Consider the following 16,851-nt stretch of genomic DNA (forward strand, 5'->3'; position numbering starts at 1 on the left):
GCTATCCCTCCCTTAAGCGGACACGACGCCGGTGGATTTATTGGGCTGGTCGACATCGTGGTCGGGCCGGTCTTCATGCTTCGGCGATGGCCACAAGCCGGCAGGACGGTTGAGCATGATCAAGACCATGGCCAGGCCGTACAGCAACTGGCGCAGCACTTCCGCCTCGATCACCACGTGGCCGAACAGCGCCTGCTGGGCCGGTTCCACCACGTGGCGCAGCACTTCGGGTATCGATGCAAGGATCACGCCGCCGAGGATCACGCCGGGGATGTGGCCGATGCCGCCCAGCACCACCATGGCCAGCACGGCGATCGATTCCGTCAAGGAAAACGATTCCGGCGAGACAAAGCCCTGGAAGGACGCAAACATGGCGCCGGCCACGCCGCCGAACGAGGCGCCCATGGAAAAGGCCAGCAGTTTGACGTTGCGCGTGTTGATGCCCATGGCCTTGGCGGCGATCTCGTCTTCGCGGATGGCGACCCAGGCGCGGCCCAGGCGCGAATGCTGGAGCCGCTTGGTGACAAACACGACGGCGATGCACAGGAAGAGGAACAAAAAGTAATAGGCGTTCACGGACGGCATGGAAAATCCGGCCACCGTCACGGTGCTGTTGGTGCCCGCCTCACCCGCCAGGTTGACGCCGAAGATGCGGATCGGGTCGATCAGATTGATGCCCTGCGGCCCGTTCGTGAAATTGATCGGGTCGTTCAAGTTGTTCATGAAGATGCGGATGATCTCGCCAAAGCCCAGGGTCACGATGGCCAGATAGTCGCCGCGCAACTTGAGCGTTGGCGCGCCCAGCAGGGCGCCGAACAGGCCGGCAACAAAAGCGGCCAGCGGCACGATGATCCAGATCGACAAATGGATGCCGTTTTCGCGAATTTCCGGCCCCATCAGCTGCACCAGGGTTTCGCCCAGCACAGGATATTGATTCACCACCGATTCGAGCAGAATGGCGAACTGGGGCGACGCCAGCAGGGCCGTCAGGTAGGCGCCCACGGCGTAGAAGGCGATATAGCCGAGGTCGAGCAGGCCGGCAAAGCCGACGACGATGTTCAAGCCCAGGGCCAGCATGATGTACAGCAAGGCCATGTCGATGATGCGTACCCACGAGTTACCGAACTGGGCGGCAAAAAACGGGAACACCATCAGCAGCGCGGCCAGGCCCAGCATGCCGGCGTAGGCCTTGGCCGGATTTTTCTTAGCGTCAAAATCGAGTAGTGCCATGATTTAATCTCCCAGTTTTACATCAGGCACGGTCGGCCACGCGTTCGCCCATGATGCCGGACGGGCGCAGGGTCAGCACGATGATCAGCACGACGAAGGCAAAGATATCCTGGTAGTGGCTGCCCAGGAAGCCGCCCGTGATGTCGCCGATATAGCCGGCGCCCAGGCTCTCGATAATGCCCAGCAAGATACCACCCAGCATGGCGCCGTAGATATTGCCGATGCCGCCCAACACGGCCGCGCAGAACGCCTTCAGGCCGGGGATGGCGCCCATGGAAAATTGAATGGAGGCATAGTTGGCGCCCCACATCACGCCGGCCACGGCCGCCAGCGCGGCGCCGATGGCAAAGGTGGCCACGATGACCTTGTCGGAATCAACGCCCATCAGGCCCGCCACGCGGGGGTTTTCCGCCGTGGCGCGCATGGCGCGGCCCATGCGGGTTTTTTCCACCAGCAACACCAATCCGCCCATCGACAGCGCGGCCAGGGCCAGCAGCAACACTTGCGTTTGCGAAATCACGGCGCCGCCTATGTTGATGGGGTCGGTCGACAGCAATTGCGGGAAGGGCAAGGGATTGCGCGTCCAGATCATCATGGCGAAGGTTTGCAGCAGGATGGAAACGCCGATGGCGGTAATCAGGGGGGCGAGGCGGGGGGCGTTGCGCAGGCGGCGGTAGGCGACCCGCTCGATGATGATGTTGACCAGAATACAGATGGGGATGGCGCCGAGGATGGCGGTGGCCAGTTTCAGATAGCCGGGCCAGTCGGGCACATAAATGCCCAGCAGCTTGAGAATGGTCAAGCCCACCATGGCCCCGATCATGAGCACGTCGCCGTGGGCGAAGTTGATCAGGTTCAGCACACCGTACACCATGGTGTAACCGAGGGCGACTAAGGCATACATGCTGCCCAACACCAAGCCGTTAATGATCTGCTGGATGAATGTATCCATGATTGCCCTATCAAATATGCATTTTTCGGGAACAACTTCCGCCAGAATAGGTCGCTGATACAAAAACGGCACCGGAGGAAGAATTCCTGCAGTGCCATCCCTGGACCGTTCTCACCAGCATGGTGCACGCACTGAAAACGGGCGTGACCTTGCTTAGTCATAACGACAACATATTCAAGCTTGAGGCAATCATAACGATCTTTTGCAAAAACTAAGCTTGGAATAAATCAATCATTTCCGAATTAAATTCGGTTTTGGGGTAACTCCTCATCGATACTCAGCAGCCGTACAGCCTCAGGCGACGTCGCGCTTGATGCCGTCGAGGCCTTTCGGCATCGGGAACGTGACGGCTTCCTGCACGCCATCGAGCGGACGCACGCTCTTCACGCCGCACTCTTTCAAGCGGTCGATGACGGCTTGCACCAGCACCTCGGGCGCCGAGGCGCCAGCCGTGACACCCACGCGCAGCTTGCCTTCCAGCCAGGCGGGATCGATCTGCGAGGCATTGTCGACCATGTAGGCGGGCGTGCCCATCTTGTCTGCCACTTCGCGCAGGCGGTTCGAATTCGAGCTGTTCGGGCTGCCCACGACGATTACCACTTCCACCAGCGGCGCCATGAATTTCACGGCTTCCTGGCGATTGGTGGTGGCGTAGCAGATGTCGCCTTTTTTCGGCTCGGCGATATTCGGATATTTCGCTTTCAAGGCCGCAATAATGTCGCTGGTGTCGTCAACTGACAACGTTGTTTGCGAAACATAGGCCAGGCTCTCCGGATTAGCGACCTGCAATTTCGCCACATCGTCGAGCGTTTCCACCAGATGCATGCCCATATCGGCCTGGCCCATCGTGCCTTCCACTTCGGGATGGCCATCGTGGCCGATCATGATGATCTCGCGGCCTTCGCGGCGCATCTTGCCCACTTCCATGTGCACCTTGGTGACGAGCGGGCAAGTGGCATCAAAAATGCTCAGGCCGCGCGATTCCGCCTCGGCGCGCACGGCTTTCGACACGCCATGGGCGGAAAACACGAGCGTATTGCCAGCAGGCACGTCATCGAGGTCGTCGATGAAGATGGCGCCCTTGTTGCGCAAGTCGGCCACCACATAGGCGTTATGGACGATTTCATGGCGCACGTAGATCGGCGCGCCAAATTGCTGCAAGGCGCGTTCGACGATTTCGATCGCCCGGTCGACGCCAGCGCAAAAACCGCGGGGCTGGGCCAGTAACAGTTCTTTATCCATCGCTATTCCTTTTTACAGCACCGAAATGAGCTTGACTTCAAAGCGCAGCGGCTGGCCGGCCAGCGGATGGTTGAAGTCGAACAGGGCCGAATCGTCGCGCATTTCGCGCAGCACGCCGGCAAAGCGGCCGCCGCCCGGCGCGGCGAAGTCGACCAGGTCGCCGATCTTGTAGTCGGCGCCCGGCACCGAGTTTTCGTCCAGGGTAGCGCGCGAGACGGACTGCACCAGCTCGGGATTGCGCTCGCCAAAGCCTTCTCCGGCCGCCAGCTCGAACGTCTGGTGCGTGCCTTCAGGCAAACCCAGCAGACGCTGCTCGAGGAATGGCGCCAGCTGGCCCTGTCCCAGCATCAAGGTCGCGGGATTTCCGCTGAAGGTAGTGACAATATCAGTACCGTCAACAGTAGCAAGACGATAATGCAGGGTGAGGTAAGCCGCTTCGGTGACGACTGCTGGTTGCTCGTTGGACATAGTAGTTTTCAAGTAACTGGTGCAAAACGATATTGTAAGCCACACTGGCCGCACCTGCCCCATGGCTTCGTCAAAGAAGACCGTACTGGGGCACGCGCCGGTGCCAAACAGGAGAACAGCATGGGCATCAAGGATTGGCCAGCCGGCGAACGGCCGCGCGAACGCCTGATCGAGGATGGCGCGCAGTCGCTGTCGGACGCGGAGTTGCTGGCCGTGTTCCTGCGCACGGGCGTGCGCGGCAAGAGCGCCGTGGAGCTGGCGCGCGATACGGTCGAGCACTTCGGCTCCTTGCGGGGCCTGTTTGGCGCCAGCCTCGTGAGCTTTTCCGCCGTGCACGGCATGGGCAGCGCCAAGTTCGCCCAGCTGCAAGCCGTGCTGGAACTGGCGCGGCGCGCCATCATCGAGGACTTGCAGGCGGGCCAGGCCCTCAATTCGCCGCACGCCGTCAAAGACTATCTGCGCCTGACCCTGGGCAACCTGGCGCATGAAGCGTTTCACGTGTTGTTTTTGGACGTCAAGAACCGCCTGATCACGACCCAGGAAATGTTTCGCGGGACCCTCACCCACACCAGCGTGTATCCGCGAGAAGTGGTCAAGCAGGCGCTGCTGCACAACGCGGCCAGCGTCATGCTCGCGCACAACCACCCGTCCGGCACACCGGAACCGAGCGAATCGGATTTATTGCTGACGCGCGCGCTGGCGCAAGCGTTGTCGCTGGTGGACGTGCGCATCCTCGACCATTTCGTCGTGGCCGGGCGGCAAGTGCATTCGTTTGCGGAACATGGGCAAATCTAGGCCAGAGCCCGCCCCAGCGCAGTTAACCATGTGTAAACAAGGACATACGTGAAAAGGGCAGCAGGCTTGTCTAGCAGTAAACAGCGCGGTTTACCAGTGCTTTCCCCTATGAGAAAGGTAAAAGTCAAATTGTTAAATTTTTTCAATACAACATGACACAATTGTTTTTCGCAAGTCATTGATAAATCGGCTTATTTTGGATATACTCTCGTTTTTCCAATTTGGAATATCTTTAAGGAGTGCGCCATGGCACGTGTTTGCCAAGTCACTGGGAAGAAGCCGATGGTCGGCAACAATGTTTCCCATGCAAACAACAAAACCAAACGTCGTTTTTTGCCTAACTTGCAGAATCGTCGTATTTTTGTTGAATCTGAAAACCGCTGGGTCTCCCTGCGTTTGTCCAACGCCGGTCTGCGCGTCATCGATAAAGTCGGCATCGACGCCGTATTGGTCGATATGCGCGCTCGTGGCGAAAAAGTCTAATTAGCAGAATAAGGGAGCTATCATGGCAAAATCAGGCCGCGACAAAATCAAGTTAGAATCGACCGCCGGTACGGGTCACTTCTACACGACCACCAAAAACAAGCGTACGACGCCTGCGAAAATGGAGATCATGAAATTCGATCCTAAAGCACGCAAGCACGTAACGTACAAAGAAACCAAGATCAAGTAATTGATATTGTATTCTGTAAAAAGAGCCGCTCCGATGAGCGGTTTTTTTTCGCCCTGATTTTCAGCCGACTCTCTTCAGCTTTGTCCCGACGAAAAAAAAGCCCCGGAAACCAGGGCTTTTATCTGCTGCAGCAGCTTACTTATGCATAGCTGCGCAGGCGCAAGGAAAAGTCCTGCAGCGACTTGATGCCCGACGCTTCGGCGCGTGTGCACCAGTCTTGCAGCTTTTGCAGCAACTGTTCGCGCGTAAAGTGGGAACGCTCCCAGATGGCGCCCAGCTCCACGCGCATGTGGTGCATGGTTTCCAGCGCCTTGCTGTGCTGGAACAGTTCCGACAGCTGCTCATGGTGCGCATCGGCCAGCTTGCCCGGCTCGCGCTGCATCAGCTTGCGCGACGATTTCAGGAAGCGCTTTTCCAGTTCCGCCTTGTGTTTCAAATGTTCCAGCTCTTCCTTCCAGGCATGCTTGATCGATTTTGCATACTTGGCCATCACGTCGTAGCGGTTGGCGATGACGGACTGCAAGGTCTCGAAGTCCGCTTCCAGCTTGCCGTGCGAGAACTTCGGTTCCGGCGCCAGCTTTTTCACCTTGGCCAGGCCCAGCATTTCCAGCGCGCGGATATACGCCCAGCCGATATCGATTTCATACCATTTCGACGACAGCTTGGCCGACGTCGCATACGTATGGTGATTGTTGTGCAATTCTTCGCCGCCGATCAAAATGCCGAAGGGAATGATGTTGGTGGCCGCGTCGGCGCAGTCGTAGTTACGGTAGCCCCAGTAGTGGCCGATGCCGTTGATGATGCCGGCCGCCGTGATCGGGATCCACATCATTTGCACGGCCCACACGGAAATGCCGATCACGCCGAACAACACGAAATTGATGACGAACAGCGACACCACGCCCAGCCAGCTGTACTTGGTGTACAGGTTGCGCTCGATCCAGTCCGTCGGCGTGCCATGGCCATATTTCGCCATGGTTTCCATGTTCTTCGATTCAGCGCGGTACAGCTCGGCGCCTTCCCAGAACACTTTCTTGATGCCGCGCGTCACGGGGCTGTGTGGATCTTCTTCCGTATCGCACTTGGCATGGTGCTTGCGGTGGATGGCGGCCCACTCCTTGGTGACCTGGCCCGTCGTCAGCCACAGCCAAAAACGGAAGAAATGGCTGGGCAGCGCATGCAATTCCAGCGCCCGGTGGGCCTGGTGGCGGTGCAGGTAAATCGTGACGCTGGCGATCGTGATGTGGGTGACCACCATGGTGTACAGGAAAACTTGCCATGCGGACAGATCGGTAATGCCAGTTGCCATGAACTGCAAAACGTCGTGTAAAACGGAACTCAATGTCATTACTACTACTCCAAGTGGACAGGGCGTGCGCACGGTCGCTCCAGTGACTCTGGAGGTCCGGCAGAGTTAATTTTAGGCGTGATTGTACGCCCTAATGGGTGCTATCAGGCAAAATCGGAGGCAGGCAGCGAGGTTAAGGCTGGGTGCCGGATGGCGTGGACTCACCGTCTGCAGCGCTGGCAAGCGGGGCAGGAGGCGTACCAACAATACGCAGTTCGCGTTGCGGAAACGGTACAGTAACCTTATGTTCCTGCAAGGTGCGCCAGATGGCGCGGTTCACATTCGATTTCACGCCGCCCGTGCCGTTTTCCGGATCCGCGATCCAGAAGCCGATCTGCACATCAAGGCCGTCGGCGCCGAAACGCACGAGGGTAGCCGATGGCGGATTGCTTTGCGACACACGCGGCACCTTGGCGGTCGCCTCTTCCAGCAAGGGGAAGATGACGTCCAGGTCCGTTTCGTAACCCACCGACACGGCCGTCGACAGCCAGACCATGCGGTTGCTCAGCGACATGTTCTGCACGCCGCCGGAAATCAGCATTTCATTGGGCACGATGGATTCAACCCCATCGCCACCCAGTAACACAGTATAGCGCGTATTGATCTGCGTGACCTTGCCTGTAAATTGACCGACCGTGATCATGTCGCCGATGGTGAGGCTGCGGTCGAGCAGGATGATGAAACCGGAGACGAAGTTCGCGGCGATCTTTTGCAAGCCGAAGCCCAGCGCCACGCCGAAGGCGCCGCCGAACACGGACAGCACCGTCAGGTCGATGCCCACCAGCGACAGGCTGACCAGCACGGAAACAAGGATCAGCACGGCGCGCCCCATGCGCGACAGCACCACGCGCAAGGACGTGTGCAGGCCCTGCATTTTCATCAGGCGCTCGTCGAGCGAAGTGCCGGCCCACATGGCCAGCACCAGCAGCACGGCGACCGAAATAGCGGCTTGCAAGATGGCAGCCACGGACACCTTGTTGCGTCCCAGCGGCACGACGATGCTTTCCAGGAAGGTATGCAGTTCCGGCCACAGGCCCGTGATATACAGGGCCATGCCGGCCCATACAACGACCGTGAAGATCTTTTCCAACAGCAACATGGTGGGGCTGATATCGCCGTGGCGGGCAAAAATACGGCGCAGCACGTAAAAACCGAAGCGCACCAGCGCCATCGATGTGCACAGGGGGATGGCGATGCTGAGCAGATTCACCGACTGGAACTTGGCCAGGAAATGCTGTGCAATACCCAGCAGCATGGCCGCCAGCACGGGCGTCAGGATGCGGATAAAACTATCGGTGCGCTGCAGGGTTTCCGGCGTGGCAGGCGTCGCGGCCGCTTCCGCCCGCTGATGCAGAAACACGCGCAACTGCCGCACCAGCAGCCAGCTCAGGGCCAGGCAGGCAACGATCGCCAGCGCCTGCCACAAGATGGCCGGTTGACGGAAATCGTCGACAAAGTCAGTGATCAGGTTGAGCAGCGGGGTTTCATTCATGGCGGATGGAATCTGGAAGGTGGTGCGGGAAAACAAACGGGCGGGGTGCCCGCAGCCTGCGCCAGACTGGCTGGCGCAAGTGCATGGTCACCGCTGCGATGCTGCAGCGATGGCCCGTGACAAACTTATTCAGCTTGCTCAGCGTCAACGTCGTCGGCCGGCTTTTCATCGGCGTAGACTTTTTTCGGCATGACCTTGCGCTCGAACACGGCGGCGAAGAAGCCGTCCGTCTGGTGCAAGTGCGGCAACAATTTCAGGTAGTCGCCCATTTCCAGCTCGATCTTCTGTTCCGCCAGCACCTTGTTCATCGGCACCAGGGTGAAGTCGGGATGGGCCGCCAGGAATTGCTCGGCGATAAAATCGTTTTCTTCGTTCAGGAAGCTGCAGGTGGCGTACACCAGGCGGCCGCCGCCCTTGACGAGGCGCGCCGCGCCGGCCAGGATGGCTGCCTGCTTGGCTTGCAGCTCGACGATCGAGTTCGGCTGCTGGCGCCATTTCACGTCCGGATTGCGGCGCAGGGTGCCCAGGCCGCTGCACGGGGCATCGACCAGCACGCGGTCGATCTTGCCGGCCAGACGCTTGATCTTGGCATCGCGCTCATGCGCGATCTGCACCGGATGCACGTTCGACAGACCGCTGCGGGCCATGCGCGGCTTCAGCTTGGCCAGGCGCTTTTCCGACACGTCGAATGCGTACAAACGGCCCGTGTTGCGCATCAGCGCGCCCAATGCGAGCGTCTTGCCGCCCGCGCCGGCACAGAAATCGACCACCATCTCGCCGCGCTTGGCGCCGACGATTTGCGACAGGATCTGGCTGCCTTCATCCTGCACTTCGATGGCGCCGCTCTGGAACAATGGCAGGTTTTGCAACGATGGCTTCTTGATCACGCGTAAACCCAGCGGCGCATAGGGCGTCGGCGTGCTGAGGATCGGCGCTTCGGCCAGGGCCAGCATCACGTCGTCACGCGTGGCCTTGAGCGAGTTCACGCGCAAGTCCAGCGGCGCCGGCGCGTTCAACGCATCGGCCAGCTTCATGGTTTCCGCTTCGCCGAACTGGGCGATCAGCTTGTCGAACAGCCAGGTCGGCATGTTGGCGCGCATGTTCGACGGCATCAGGCTGCGGTCGATCTGCGTGATGCGTTCCAGCCATTCCACTTCTTCTTCCGTCAGGCCGCCCAGCGAATCGGCGCCCACCGCTTCGGCCAGGCCGAGGATGGTCAAACGGCGCATGGTCGGGCCACTGCCCGCTTCGGCGAAGTCCGTGAAGAACGATTTGTTGCGCAGGACGGCATAGATGCCTTCGGCGATGGCGCCGCGTTCGCGCGAACCGAGGCGCGGATGGTCGCGGAAATAGCGCGACAGGGTGGTGTCGGCAGGAGCGGTGAAACGTAAAATTTCGCGCAATACTTCTTCAGCATTGGCAAGTATCGCTGGTGGCAATCTCATTGTTATTCTTTCTGTAATATTTTATTGAGGGTCCACGCGGACCTGGCCATGCTCGACTGACAGTTTATCGTCAATGAACAGGCGGATGGCGCGCGGGTAAAGCAGATGTTCCTGTACCAGCACGCGCGCCGATAAGCTCTCTTCTGTGTCGCCGGGCAAGACGGGGACTTTCGCGCTCGCCACGGCCGGGCCATGATCGAGCTCGGCAGTCACGAAATGCACGGTCGCGCCGTGTTCCGTTACACGAGCCTCGAGCGCCTGGCGGTGCGTCGCCATGCCCGGGAACAGCGGCAGCAGCGACGGGTGGATATTGAGCATGCGCCCCGCGTAATGTTCGACGAAGGGCGGCGTCAGGATGCGCATGAAACCGGCCAGCACGACCAGGTCGGGGGCAAAACCGTCGATCACGGCTTGCAGCGCAGCATCGAACTGTTCGCGGCTGGCATAATCCTTGTTGGCAACGACTGCGGTCGCTATCCCATGTTCCGCGGCAAAAACCAATCCCTGGGCATCGGCCCGGTTACTGATGACGGCGGCAATACGGGCTGGCCATTGCTCGGCTTGCGCCGCGCGTACGACCGCTTCCATGTTGCTGCCGCGTCCGGAAATGAGGATAACGATATTTTTCATAGCGCGCATTGTACCCGCTATGGCGATGCGAACCAAGAAAGGCCGGCGATATTGTTGCGCCGCAACATACTCGCACAACAAGCGCTTTCGCCGGACAATGCTGTCTGCCAAGCGGGAAAAAGGCTGATTTTACGTCATCACAACGTGAGTAAGTGTTTACTCGAACGAATAGAAGACGCGGAACGGGACTTTCTTCTCGGCCCAGTAGTCGGCCGCGTCGCGGAATACGTCGAGCAGGATCTCGCGCGCTTCCTTGTCGAATTTTTGCGTATTTGGCAATTGCTCGAGCACCACCAGGAAGCCTGTCTGCGTGCCCGCCTTGAACATGGTGTCCGTCAGGCACAGGCGCAGGGCATCGAAATTCTTCGCCAGGTTTTTCGGAAACAGGAATGCTTCTGCAATAATGCCGATGACTTGTTGTTTGGTCTGTCCAGCGTTGCAATGCGCATATAAAAAGTGCTGCCCGAGACGGATCGCCTCGTCTTGTAATTCGGTCACGCGAAAGGCACGGATGGACTGGACAAGGTTGGGCGGCACGGTTAGTAACAAACTCATTTTTCCCTCAAATCGACCTGTTATGTATGGATCTCTTCTAGCTGCTCTTCTTATTGCATCCCCGCACGCGGGTCAATGCGCACGCGGTGATTCGATCTGTATCAACTTTTATGCGATTCAGTGCGATTTTATATAAGCCATACGCGTATTAGGGTAACGTGTTGTCCTGCATGAATCAACCCGAATATGATGTCAAACGCAAGATTTGTTACAAACCGCTGGTTTCAAGTCATTTCAACATCTTGTATCGATTGAAAGTGCATGTTACAGACTGTGGGGCAAGGGACTTGGGCTGTTACATTTTGTTGCCAGCCGAAACACTTGCCCCGGTCTGGCGGGATTACTATAGTCCCAAGTTGTAAAAAATACCCTGAAAGATTCTCTAGATAACGAGGTTACAAATGAACTTGCAAGCCAAATTGATGATGTCAGCCCTTTGTATCGGTGCATTGCCACTCGCCCAGGCCGCCGACTTTGAAGATTTCGGCAAGGTCGTGCGCGTCGTGCCGCAAGTGGAACAGATCAACCGTCCACGCCAGGAATGCCGTACGGAATACGTGCAAGTCCAGGCGCCGCCACAACAGCGCAGCGCTGGCGGCTCCATCGTCGGCGGTATCGCCGGCGCCCTGCTCGGCAGCCAGGTCGGTAGCGGCAATGGCCGCACGGCCGCCGCCGCCGCTGGCGCGATTGCCGGCGCCGTCGTCGGCGACCGCGTCGACAACCAGAACAATTACCAGGGCGGCATGCAGGAACAAGCCGTCAAGCAATGCCGCCAGGTCGATCACTGGGAATCACGCAACAATGGCTACCAGGTCACCTACGACTACCGCGGCCGCAACTACACGAGCATCATGTCCTACGATCCGGGCGAGCGCATCCGCTTGCGCGTCTCCATCGAACCCGCTCAGCAATAACACCTGACATAAGCTGCTGCGCGTCGGCATAGGCGGCCTGCGATGCTCACCGGCTCGGCGCCCCCGTACTAAGTACGGTTGCGCTTCCCGGCCACCTCTTCCTTCCGCTCGCGACGCTTCTGTCAGGCGTTGTTACTCAGTATTAAAATGCCGGTCCCTCGGGGTTGGCATTTTTTATGGCACGCTATAATGCGGCACACTTTCAGGCCGCCTTATGCTTATCAAACGAAAATCCATCGAACAAGTCGAATCCTCGCGCCCCGCGCGCAAGCCCCGCTACGCCCCTGTCACCCTGTCGGAAATGGATGGCGTGCGCTATCTGCATTTCGGCACGGAATGGGTGCAGGGCGCCATGCGCATCCGCAAGCCGGACTGGCCGGAACTCGAATACGCGCAGCAAATGATGGCGTGGATGCTGTGGCTCGAGCAACCGCAGCGTATCGCCCAGCTGGGCCTGGGCACGGCAGCGCTGACCAAGTTCTGCTACCGCCAGTTTCCGCAGGCGCAGGTCGATGCCATCGAACTGAATCCGTCCGTCATCACCATCTGCGCCTCGATGTTCAAGCTGCCGCCCAACGACGTGCGCCTGCACGTGCGCGAAATGGATGCGCTCGACTATGTCAACGACGACGCCAACCACGGTACCCTGGACGCCCTGCAGGTGGACCTGTATGACGCCACGGCGCGCGGTCCCGTGCTCGACAGTGCCGATTTCTATACCGCCTGCTGCGCCTGCCTGGCGCCGCACGGCATCATGACGGTCAACCTGTTTGGCGACCATCCCAGCTACGCGAAAAACATCAAGGCGATGAAGTTTGCGTTTGAACAGGTGATCTGCCTGCCGGAAGTCCATGATGGGAACGTGGTGGCGATCGCGTTCAAGACGAAAGTGGCACTCGATACCGAAGCGCAAGCCGCCCTGCTCGAGCGCGCCAGGCAGATCGTCGCCGCGACCAAGCTGCCCGCCAAGTCCTGGGTCAAGGGCATCGTCAGCACCCTGTAACCGCCGGTCTGCCCAGGCAGGGCCGGCAGCCTGGAAAGGCACCGGCCATGCCCGCTTCCCCTCCTACCACCTCTCCCGACACGTCGCTGGAACTGCCGCAACTGCTGGCCTGGCTGCAGGAAGACGGCTTGCTCGATGCGGCGCAAGCGGCAGTCGTCCAGGCCCAGGCCGCCCAACTGCCGGCACCGGCTCTGCATCCGCTGTGCAGCATCGCCCACGGCGCACTGACGCTCGACACCCTGTGCGCCTGGCTGGCGCAACGCTCCAGCTTGCCGTATGTGCGCATCGATCCCCTGCACATCGATTTCAGCCAGGTGGCCGACGTCATGACGGCCGGCTATGCGGCCCGCTTCAACATCCTGCCCGTGGAAAGCACGCTTGACCGCATCGTCATCGCCACGGCCCAGCCTTACGCGCTCGCCTGGCAGGCGCAATTGGGAAACCTGGCGCCGCGCAAGCTGAGCCTGGTCATCGCCAACCCGCTGCACATCGCCGACGCCATCGCGCAATTTTTCAGCCTGGCCAGTTCCGTCAAGGTGGCCCGGCAAGCGTCCACGCAAGACCTGGCGCTGCGCCACAATTTCGAACAACTGGTGGAATTGGGGCGCAACAAGAGCAGCCTCGACGCCAACGACCAGCACGTCGTGCGCATCGTCGACTGGCTGTGGCAATACGCGTTCGCCCAGCGCGCTTCCGATATCCACCTGGAACCGAAGCGCGACGCGGGCCTCGTGCGCCTGCGCATCGACGGCCGCCTGCACCAGGCCTACCAGCTGCCGCCCGTCGTCATGCTGGCCATGACGGCGCGCATCAAGTTGCTCGGGCGTATGGACGTGGTGGAAAAGCGCCGCCCCCAGGATGGCCGCATCAAGACGCGCAATGCGCAGGGCCAGGAAATCGAGCTGCGCCTGTCGACCTTGCCCACGGCCTTCGGCGAAAAACTCGTCATGCGCATCTTCGATCCGGAAGTGGCCGTCAAAAGCCTGGCGGAGCTGGGCTTTCCGCCCGCGGACGCCGAACGCTGGCGCCAGCTGACGGCGCGCACGCACGGCATCGTGCTGGTGACGGGCCCCACGGGCTCGGGCAAGACCAGCACCCTGTACAGCACCCTGAAGGCGCTGGCAGGCAGCGAAGTCAATGTGTGCACGGTGGAAGACCCCATCGAAATGGTCGAGCCGGCCTTCAACCAGATGCAGGTGCAAACCCAGGCCGGCATCGAACTATCGTTTGCCGACGGCGTGCGGGCACTGATGCGGCAAGATCCCGACATCATCATGGTGGGAGAAATCCGCGACCTGGCCACGGCCGAGATGGCCATCCAGGCGGCGCTGACGGGGCACCTGGTGCTGTCGACCCTGCACACCAACGATGCGCCCTCGGCCGTCATGCGCCTGCTGGAACTGGGCTTGCCCGCCTATCTGCTGGAAGCGTGCCTGATCGGTGTGCTGGCGCAGCGCCTGCTGCGCTGCCTGTGCCCGGACTGCAAACAGCCGGGCGCCGCCCCGGACGATGCTGCCTGGCAGCGCCTGACGGGCGGCCAGCTGGAGCGGCCCCACGAAGCGTACCGCCCCGTCGGCTGCGCCCAGTGCCGGCACAGCGGCTACCTGGGGCGCGCCGGCATCTATGAACTGCTGAGCGTGACGGAAACGTTCGGCCAGCTCATCAAGGGGGGCGCCGACCTGTACGCCTTGCGCCGCCAGAGCATCGTCGACGGCATGACGCCGCTGCGCCTCGCCGGCGCCCGCAAGATCATCGATGGCACGACCAGCATCGACGAAGTGCTGAAGCTCACGGCCGCCCTGCATTGAGCCATCTTCATTTTCGTGCAGGAATGCTTTGCATTCTTTTTCAACTGATATATAATGCGGCCTCTTTCGGGTCGTTAGCTCAGCTGGTAGAGCAGCGGACTTTTAATCCGTTGGTCGCAGGTTCGAATCCCGCACGGCCTACCACGAATGCGCAGTACTAAAAAGCCTATCCTCACGGATAGGCTTTTTTCGTTTCCGGCCCCGCGGTTATACTGGCGCTTCGTCTTGCCAGCCCTGAAAGAACCGCATGAAACTTGCCGCCGCCCTCCTCCTGGCCACCGCCTGCCTGTCCGCCCAGGCGCAGCCGCCCATCGTGCTCGACGGCCAATACAGCCTGCGCACGGACGAGATGAGCCTGGAGATCATCGGCAACCGCGTCTGCTTCTCGCCCGACAAGGCGCAGTGGGGCCGCTTGCCCCGCCCGGCCGCCACGCACGATGCGTGGTTTTGTTTCAGCAACGACGCCCAGGCGCGCCGGCTGCTGCGCGTGCCCGCGCGCCAGGCCGACAATTGCGGCTGGCAGGCGCGTGCGCGCATCGTCATCGACAGCTATCAACCGTATGTGGAGCAAGGCGACGGCAACGACATGGCGCGCCTGGCGTCCGTGGTGAAGGTAGCGCAGCCGAACGCCATCGCCTGCGAATGAATCAACCGAGTTCGTATTCCTGCAGATAGCGGGCGAACAGTTCCCCATCGGACAGCGGACACGCAAACCCCGCGCCCCAGTCCGCCAGCAACAGCTGCTCTTTCAAGGGCAGCAGCAACAGCTCGGGCATGGCGTCACTGCACCACAGGTCGCACACGATGCCCTGCTCGTCCAGGCCCGCAAACAGGGTTTCCGTCTTGTCGCCGCCAAAGGCCAGCACGTTCTTGCATTCCACGCGGTAAGTGCTGTAGCCCGTGTAGACGGCGTCATACGGCGGCAAGGCGTCCGCCAGCGCCAGCCGCAGCTGATCGGCCGTGAGGCCCATCGCACCCATCTGCGACGGCGGCGCCTCGGGCACGTACATCTGCGTCCAGCCGGCACCGCTGCGGTGCGCATCGGCAAACGCCTCTTGCTCGCCCATCTGCGTCAAACAGTGCTGCAAGTTATCCAGCGGCAACAGTTCGATCATGCAAAAATCGTCTTCGTGGTAGTACGCTTCCCGCATGCTTCAATTCCCCAGCAAATCTTGTAGTTGCGCATTACGCCGCGACGTCAGCCGGCCGGCCCAGGTCTCGCTGGTGACGGCGGGATAGCGCACGGCGCCAAAATTCATCCAGGCATCGCGGTATGCCAGCCACAGGCGCTGGGTGGCGCGGATGCCGTCCTTGTCCACGGCGCCCGCATAGGTGGACGCGGGCTTTTTCATCAGCTTGCCGTAGATGACGTTGAGTTCCTTGTCGAGTGCCGCGACCTGCGCCTTCGACATGCTGACCGGCAGCTTGCCCGCTTCGTACTCGCGCAGATCGTGCGCCAGCAAATCGAGCTCGGCCGTGCGGGCGGCGATGCTCAGGGCGGCGCGCGCCGTGCCGCTCAAGTCCGTTTCATTGGCCGCGCGCGCATCGGCAAACTTGCTTGCCGCCGCCTGCAACTTTTGCAGCGACGCTTGCGCCACGGCCGGCATTGCTTCGCTGACTTTGGCTGTCGCCTGCGTGCGCACGCGCTGTTTTTGCCGCGCATCGATGGCGCTGCACACGCCCATCATGTAGCCGCTCGTGATGTCGTCGCACAAATCGATCATGCCGCGTCCGCTGGCATTGATCTGCTGCAAGTGTTCGATGCGGCCCCGCATTTCTGCCGGTGCCGCATCGATGCTGCACGCATACTTGAGCGCCAGCAATGGGTCTTTTTGCACGCCCTGTCCATTCTGGTACAGCATCATCAGGACGGCGCTGTTTTGCGTAGCCATGGCGCAATGGCGCACGGGACGCCAGTCGGCCGGCTTGGGCGAGGACATACTCTTGGTATCGTAATACAGGTCCGTTGCCTGACATTGCTGCAGGGACGCCACGGCCGATGGCGCCGGCAGGTCGGCGGGCGGCGGCGCCGCATCCTTGACCTTCAGGCAGCCCGCATACCAGGCCGTGCTTTCCGCGTGACCGACGCCCATGGCGCTCGTGTTCGGGTAGGGAGCGGGCGCAGCGGCAAAAACCGGGGCCGCAAACAGGCAGCTCGCGCCCAGCAATATTGTTTTCAATAAGGGTAGACTAATTTTCATGGCCGGCCAAAGGTTGCGTCAGTAAAAGAACAAGTTTAACTGATCAGCCATGGCGCGCCCGCCCGATACGTGACCGTCCCGCCTGGTAAGTAACG

The 16,851-nt window shown here is 60.4% G+C and carries 18 protein-coding genes and 1 tRNA gene; 8 read left to right on the top strand and 11 right to left on the bottom strand.

Annotated features, from left to right (window positions below; all coding sequences use genetic code 11):
* Window positions 1–12: 12 nt before the first annotated feature.
* From IGS55_RS09915 to IGS55_RS09930, 4 genes are all read right to left on the bottom strand, one after another.
* Entirely contained in the window at window positions 13–1,230 is a 1,218-nt protein-coding gene (locus tag IGS55_RS09915; RefSeq protein WP_034747480.1) for an ABC transporter permease subunit, read from the bottom strand.
* 22 nt (window positions 1,231–1,252) lie between these two features.
* On the bottom strand, window positions 1,253–2,182 hold the full coding sequence (locus IGS55_RS09920; protein WP_034747477.1) for a branched-chain amino acid ABC transporter permease: 930 nt from the start codon (window positions 2,180–2,182) through the stop codon (window positions 1,253–1,255).
* Between the two features lie 294 nt (window positions 2,183–2,476).
* Window positions 2,477–3,424, bottom strand: a complete 948-nt coding sequence (gene ispH, locus IGS55_RS09925) for a 4-hydroxy-3-methylbut-2-enyl diphosphate reductase (protein WP_034747471.1) — start codon at window positions 3,422–3,424, stop codon at window positions 2,477–2,479.
* 12 nt (window positions 3,425–3,436) lie between these two features.
* Complete coding sequence (locus IGS55_RS09930; RefSeq protein WP_034785165.1) at window positions 3,437–3,892, bottom strand: FKBP-type peptidyl-prolyl cis-trans isomerase; 456 nt, start codon at window positions 3,890–3,892, stop codon at window positions 3,437–3,439.
* 120 nt (window positions 3,893–4,012) lie between these two features.
* On the opposite strand from IGS55_RS09930, the gene radC reads away from it, so the two are divergent.
* The 3 genes from radC to rpmG all read left to right on the top strand — a co-directional run bounded on the left by radC (window position 4,013) and on the right by rpmG (window position 5,360).
* Window positions 4,013–4,687, top strand: a complete 675-nt coding sequence (gene radC / locus IGS55_RS09935; protein ID WP_070224500.1) for a RadC family protein — start codon at window positions 4,013–4,015, stop codon at window positions 4,685–4,687.
* 246 nt (window positions 4,688–4,933) lie between these two features.
* On the top strand, window positions 4,934–5,170 hold the full coding sequence (rpmB, locus tag IGS55_RS09940) for a 50S ribosomal protein L28 (RefSeq protein WP_010400928.1): 237 nt from the start codon (window positions 4,934–4,936) through the stop codon (window positions 5,168–5,170).
* Between the two features lie 22 nt (window positions 5,171–5,192).
* A complete protein-coding gene (gene rpmG, locus IGS55_RS09945) occupies window positions 5,193–5,360 on the top strand; it encodes a 50S ribosomal protein L33 (protein ID WP_010400929.1) in 168 nt (55 codons plus the stop codon).
* Window positions 5,361–5,499: 139 nt separating this feature from the next.
* On the opposite strand, the gene IGS55_RS09950 is transcribed toward rpmG, so the two are convergent.
* From IGS55_RS09950 to IGS55_RS09970, 5 genes are all read right to left on the bottom strand, one after another.
* Window positions 5,500–6,669 carry a DesA family fatty acid desaturase gene (locus IGS55_RS09950; RefSeq protein WP_442908155.1) on the bottom strand — a complete coding sequence of 390 codons (1,170 nt, stop codon included), beginning with the start codon at window positions 6,667–6,669 and terminating at the stop codon, window positions 5,500–5,502.
* 172 nt (window positions 6,670–6,841) lie between these two features.
* Window positions 6,842–8,200, bottom strand: coding sequence for a mechanosensitive ion channel family protein (locus IGS55_RS09955; protein WP_230517166.1), 1,359 nt, complete (start codon window positions 8,198–8,200; stop codon window positions 6,842–6,844).
* Window positions 8,201–8,325: 125 nt separating this feature from the next.
* Window positions 8,326–9,645: an RsmB/NOP family class I SAM-dependent RNA methyltransferase gene (locus IGS55_RS09960; protein ID WP_102292656.1), complete on the bottom strand. Its 1,320-nt coding sequence runs from the start codon at window positions 9,643–9,645 to the stop codon at window positions 8,326–8,328.
* Between the two features lie 21 nt (window positions 9,646–9,666).
* Window positions 9,667–10,275, bottom strand: a complete 609-nt coding sequence (purN, locus tag IGS55_RS09965; RefSeq protein ID WP_034747453.1) for a phosphoribosylglycinamide formyltransferase — start codon at window positions 10,273–10,275, stop codon at window positions 9,667–9,669.
* A 156-nt stretch (window positions 10,276–10,431) separates the two neighbouring features.
* On the bottom strand, window positions 10,432–10,830 hold the full coding sequence (locus IGS55_RS09970) for a barstar family protein (protein WP_034747450.1): 399 nt from the start codon (window positions 10,828–10,830) through the stop codon (window positions 10,432–10,434).
* 401 nt (window positions 10,831–11,231) lie between these two features.
* Between IGS55_RS09970 and IGS55_RS09975 the strand changes: the two genes are divergently transcribed.
* The 5 genes from IGS55_RS09975 (at window position 11,232) to IGS55_RS09995 (ending at window position 15,201) form a co-directional block, all read left to right on the top strand.
* Window positions 11,232–11,744, top strand: a complete 513-nt coding sequence (locus IGS55_RS09975) for a glycine zipper 2TM domain-containing protein (RefSeq protein WP_128142141.1) — start codon at window positions 11,232–11,234, stop codon at window positions 11,742–11,744.
* A gap of 214 nt (window positions 11,745–11,958) precedes the next feature.
* Complete coding sequence (locus tag IGS55_RS09980; protein ID WP_230517165.1) at window positions 11,959–12,747, top strand: spermidine synthase; 789 nt, start codon at window positions 11,959–11,961, stop codon at window positions 12,745–12,747.
* Window positions 12,748–12,794: 47 nt separating this feature from the next.
* On the top strand, window positions 12,795–14,555 hold the full coding sequence (locus IGS55_RS09985; RefSeq protein WP_230517164.1) for a GspE/PulE family protein: 1,761 nt from the start codon (window positions 12,795–12,797) through the stop codon (window positions 14,553–14,555).
* Window positions 14,556–14,623: 68 nt separating this feature from the next.
* A tRNA-Lys gene (locus tag IGS55_RS09990) sits at window positions 14,624–14,699 on the top strand.
* Window positions 14,700–14,802: 103 nt separating this feature from the next.
* Window positions 14,803–15,201, top strand: coding sequence for a hypothetical protein (locus IGS55_RS09995; RefSeq protein WP_230517163.1), 399 nt, complete (start codon window positions 14,803–14,805; stop codon window positions 15,199–15,201).
* Window position 15,202: 1 nt separating this feature from the next.
* On the opposite strand, the gene IGS55_RS10000 is transcribed toward IGS55_RS09995, so the two are convergent.
* Together IGS55_RS10000 and IGS55_RS10005 are read right to left on the bottom strand one after the other, a co-directional pair.
* Window positions 15,203–15,706, bottom strand: a complete 504-nt coding sequence (locus IGS55_RS10000) for a hypothetical protein (RefSeq protein ID WP_230517162.1) — start codon at window positions 15,704–15,706, stop codon at window positions 15,203–15,205.
* 3 nt (window positions 15,707–15,709) lie between these two features.
* Window positions 15,710–16,756: a lysozyme inhibitor LprI family protein gene (locus tag IGS55_RS10005; RefSeq protein ID WP_230517161.1), complete on the bottom strand. Its 1,047-nt coding sequence runs from the start codon at window positions 16,754–16,756 to the stop codon at window positions 15,710–15,712.
* Window positions 16,757–16,851 lie beyond the last annotated feature (95 nt).

Source organism: Janthinobacterium sp. EB271-G4-3-2 (assembly GCF_020858035.1).
In the GTDB taxonomy this organism is placed as follows: Bacteria; Pseudomonadota; Gammaproteobacteria; order Burkholderiales; family Burkholderiaceae_D; genus Janthinobacterium; species Janthinobacterium aestuarii.

Coding starts and splice junctions, on each gene's coding strand:
- IGS55_RS09975 (WP_128142141.1), top strand. CDS start 11,232: ATGAACTTGCAAGCCAAATTGATGATGTCAGCCCTTTGTATCGGTGCA.
- IGS55_RS10000 (WP_230517162.1), bottom strand. CDS start 15,706: ATGCGGGAAGCGTACTACCACGAAGACGATTTTTGCATGATCGAACTG.
- IGS55_RS09980 (WP_230517165.1), top strand. CDS start 11,959: ATGCTTATCAAACGAAAATCCATCGAACAAGTCGAATCCTCGCGCCCC.
- IGS55_RS10005 (WP_230517161.1), bottom strand. CDS start 16,756: ATGAAAATTAGTCTACCCTTATTGAAAACAATATTGCTGGGCGCGAGC.
- IGS55_RS09985 (WP_230517164.1), top strand. CDS start 12,795: ATGCCCGCTTCCCCTCCTACCACCTCTCCCGACACGTCGCTGGAACTG.
- IGS55_RS09995 (WP_230517163.1), top strand. CDS start 14,803: ATGAAACTTGCCGCCGCCCTCCTCCTGGCCACCGCCTGCCTGTCCGCC.
- IGS55_RS09960 (WP_102292656.1), bottom strand. CDS start 9,645: ATGAGATTGCCACCAGCGATACTTGCCAATGCTGAAGAAGTATTGCGC.
- rpmB (WP_010400928.1), top strand. CDS start 4,934: ATGGCACGTGTTTGCCAAGTCACTGGGAAGAAGCCGATGGTCGGCAAC.
- IGS55_RS09930 (WP_034785165.1), bottom strand. CDS start 3,892: ATGTCCAACGAGCAACCAGCAGTCGTCACCGAAGCGGCTTACCTCACC.
- IGS55_RS09950 (WP_442908155.1), bottom strand. CDS start 6,669: ATGGCAACTGGCATTACCGATCTGTCCGCATGGCAAGTTTTCCTGTAC.
- rpmG (WP_010400929.1), top strand. CDS start 5,193: ATGGCAAAATCAGGCCGCGACAAAATCAAGTTAGAATCGACCGCCGGT.
- IGS55_RS09970 (WP_034747450.1), bottom strand. CDS start 10,830: ATGAGTTTGTTACTAACCGTGCCGCCCAACCTTGTCCAGTCCATCCGT.
- IGS55_RS09955 (WP_230517166.1), bottom strand. CDS start 8,200: ATGAATGAAACCCCGCTGCTCAACCTGATCACTGACTTTGTCGACGAT.
- radC (WP_070224500.1), top strand. CDS start 4,013: ATGGGCATCAAGGATTGGCCAGCCGGCGAACGGCCGCGCGAACGCCTG.
- purN (WP_034747453.1), bottom strand. CDS start 10,275: ATGAAAAATATCGTTATCCTCATTTCCGGACGCGGCAGCAACATGGAA.
- IGS55_RS09920 (WP_034747477.1), bottom strand. CDS start 2,182: ATGGATACATTCATCCAGCAGATCATTAACGGCTTGGTGTTGGGCAGC.
- IGS55_RS09915 (WP_034747480.1), bottom strand. CDS start 1,230: ATGGCACTACTCGATTTTGACGCTAAGAAAAATCCGGCCAAGGCCTAC.
- ispH (WP_034747471.1), bottom strand. CDS start 3,424: ATGGATAAAGAACTGTTACTGGCCCAGCCCCGCGGTTTTTGCGCTGGC.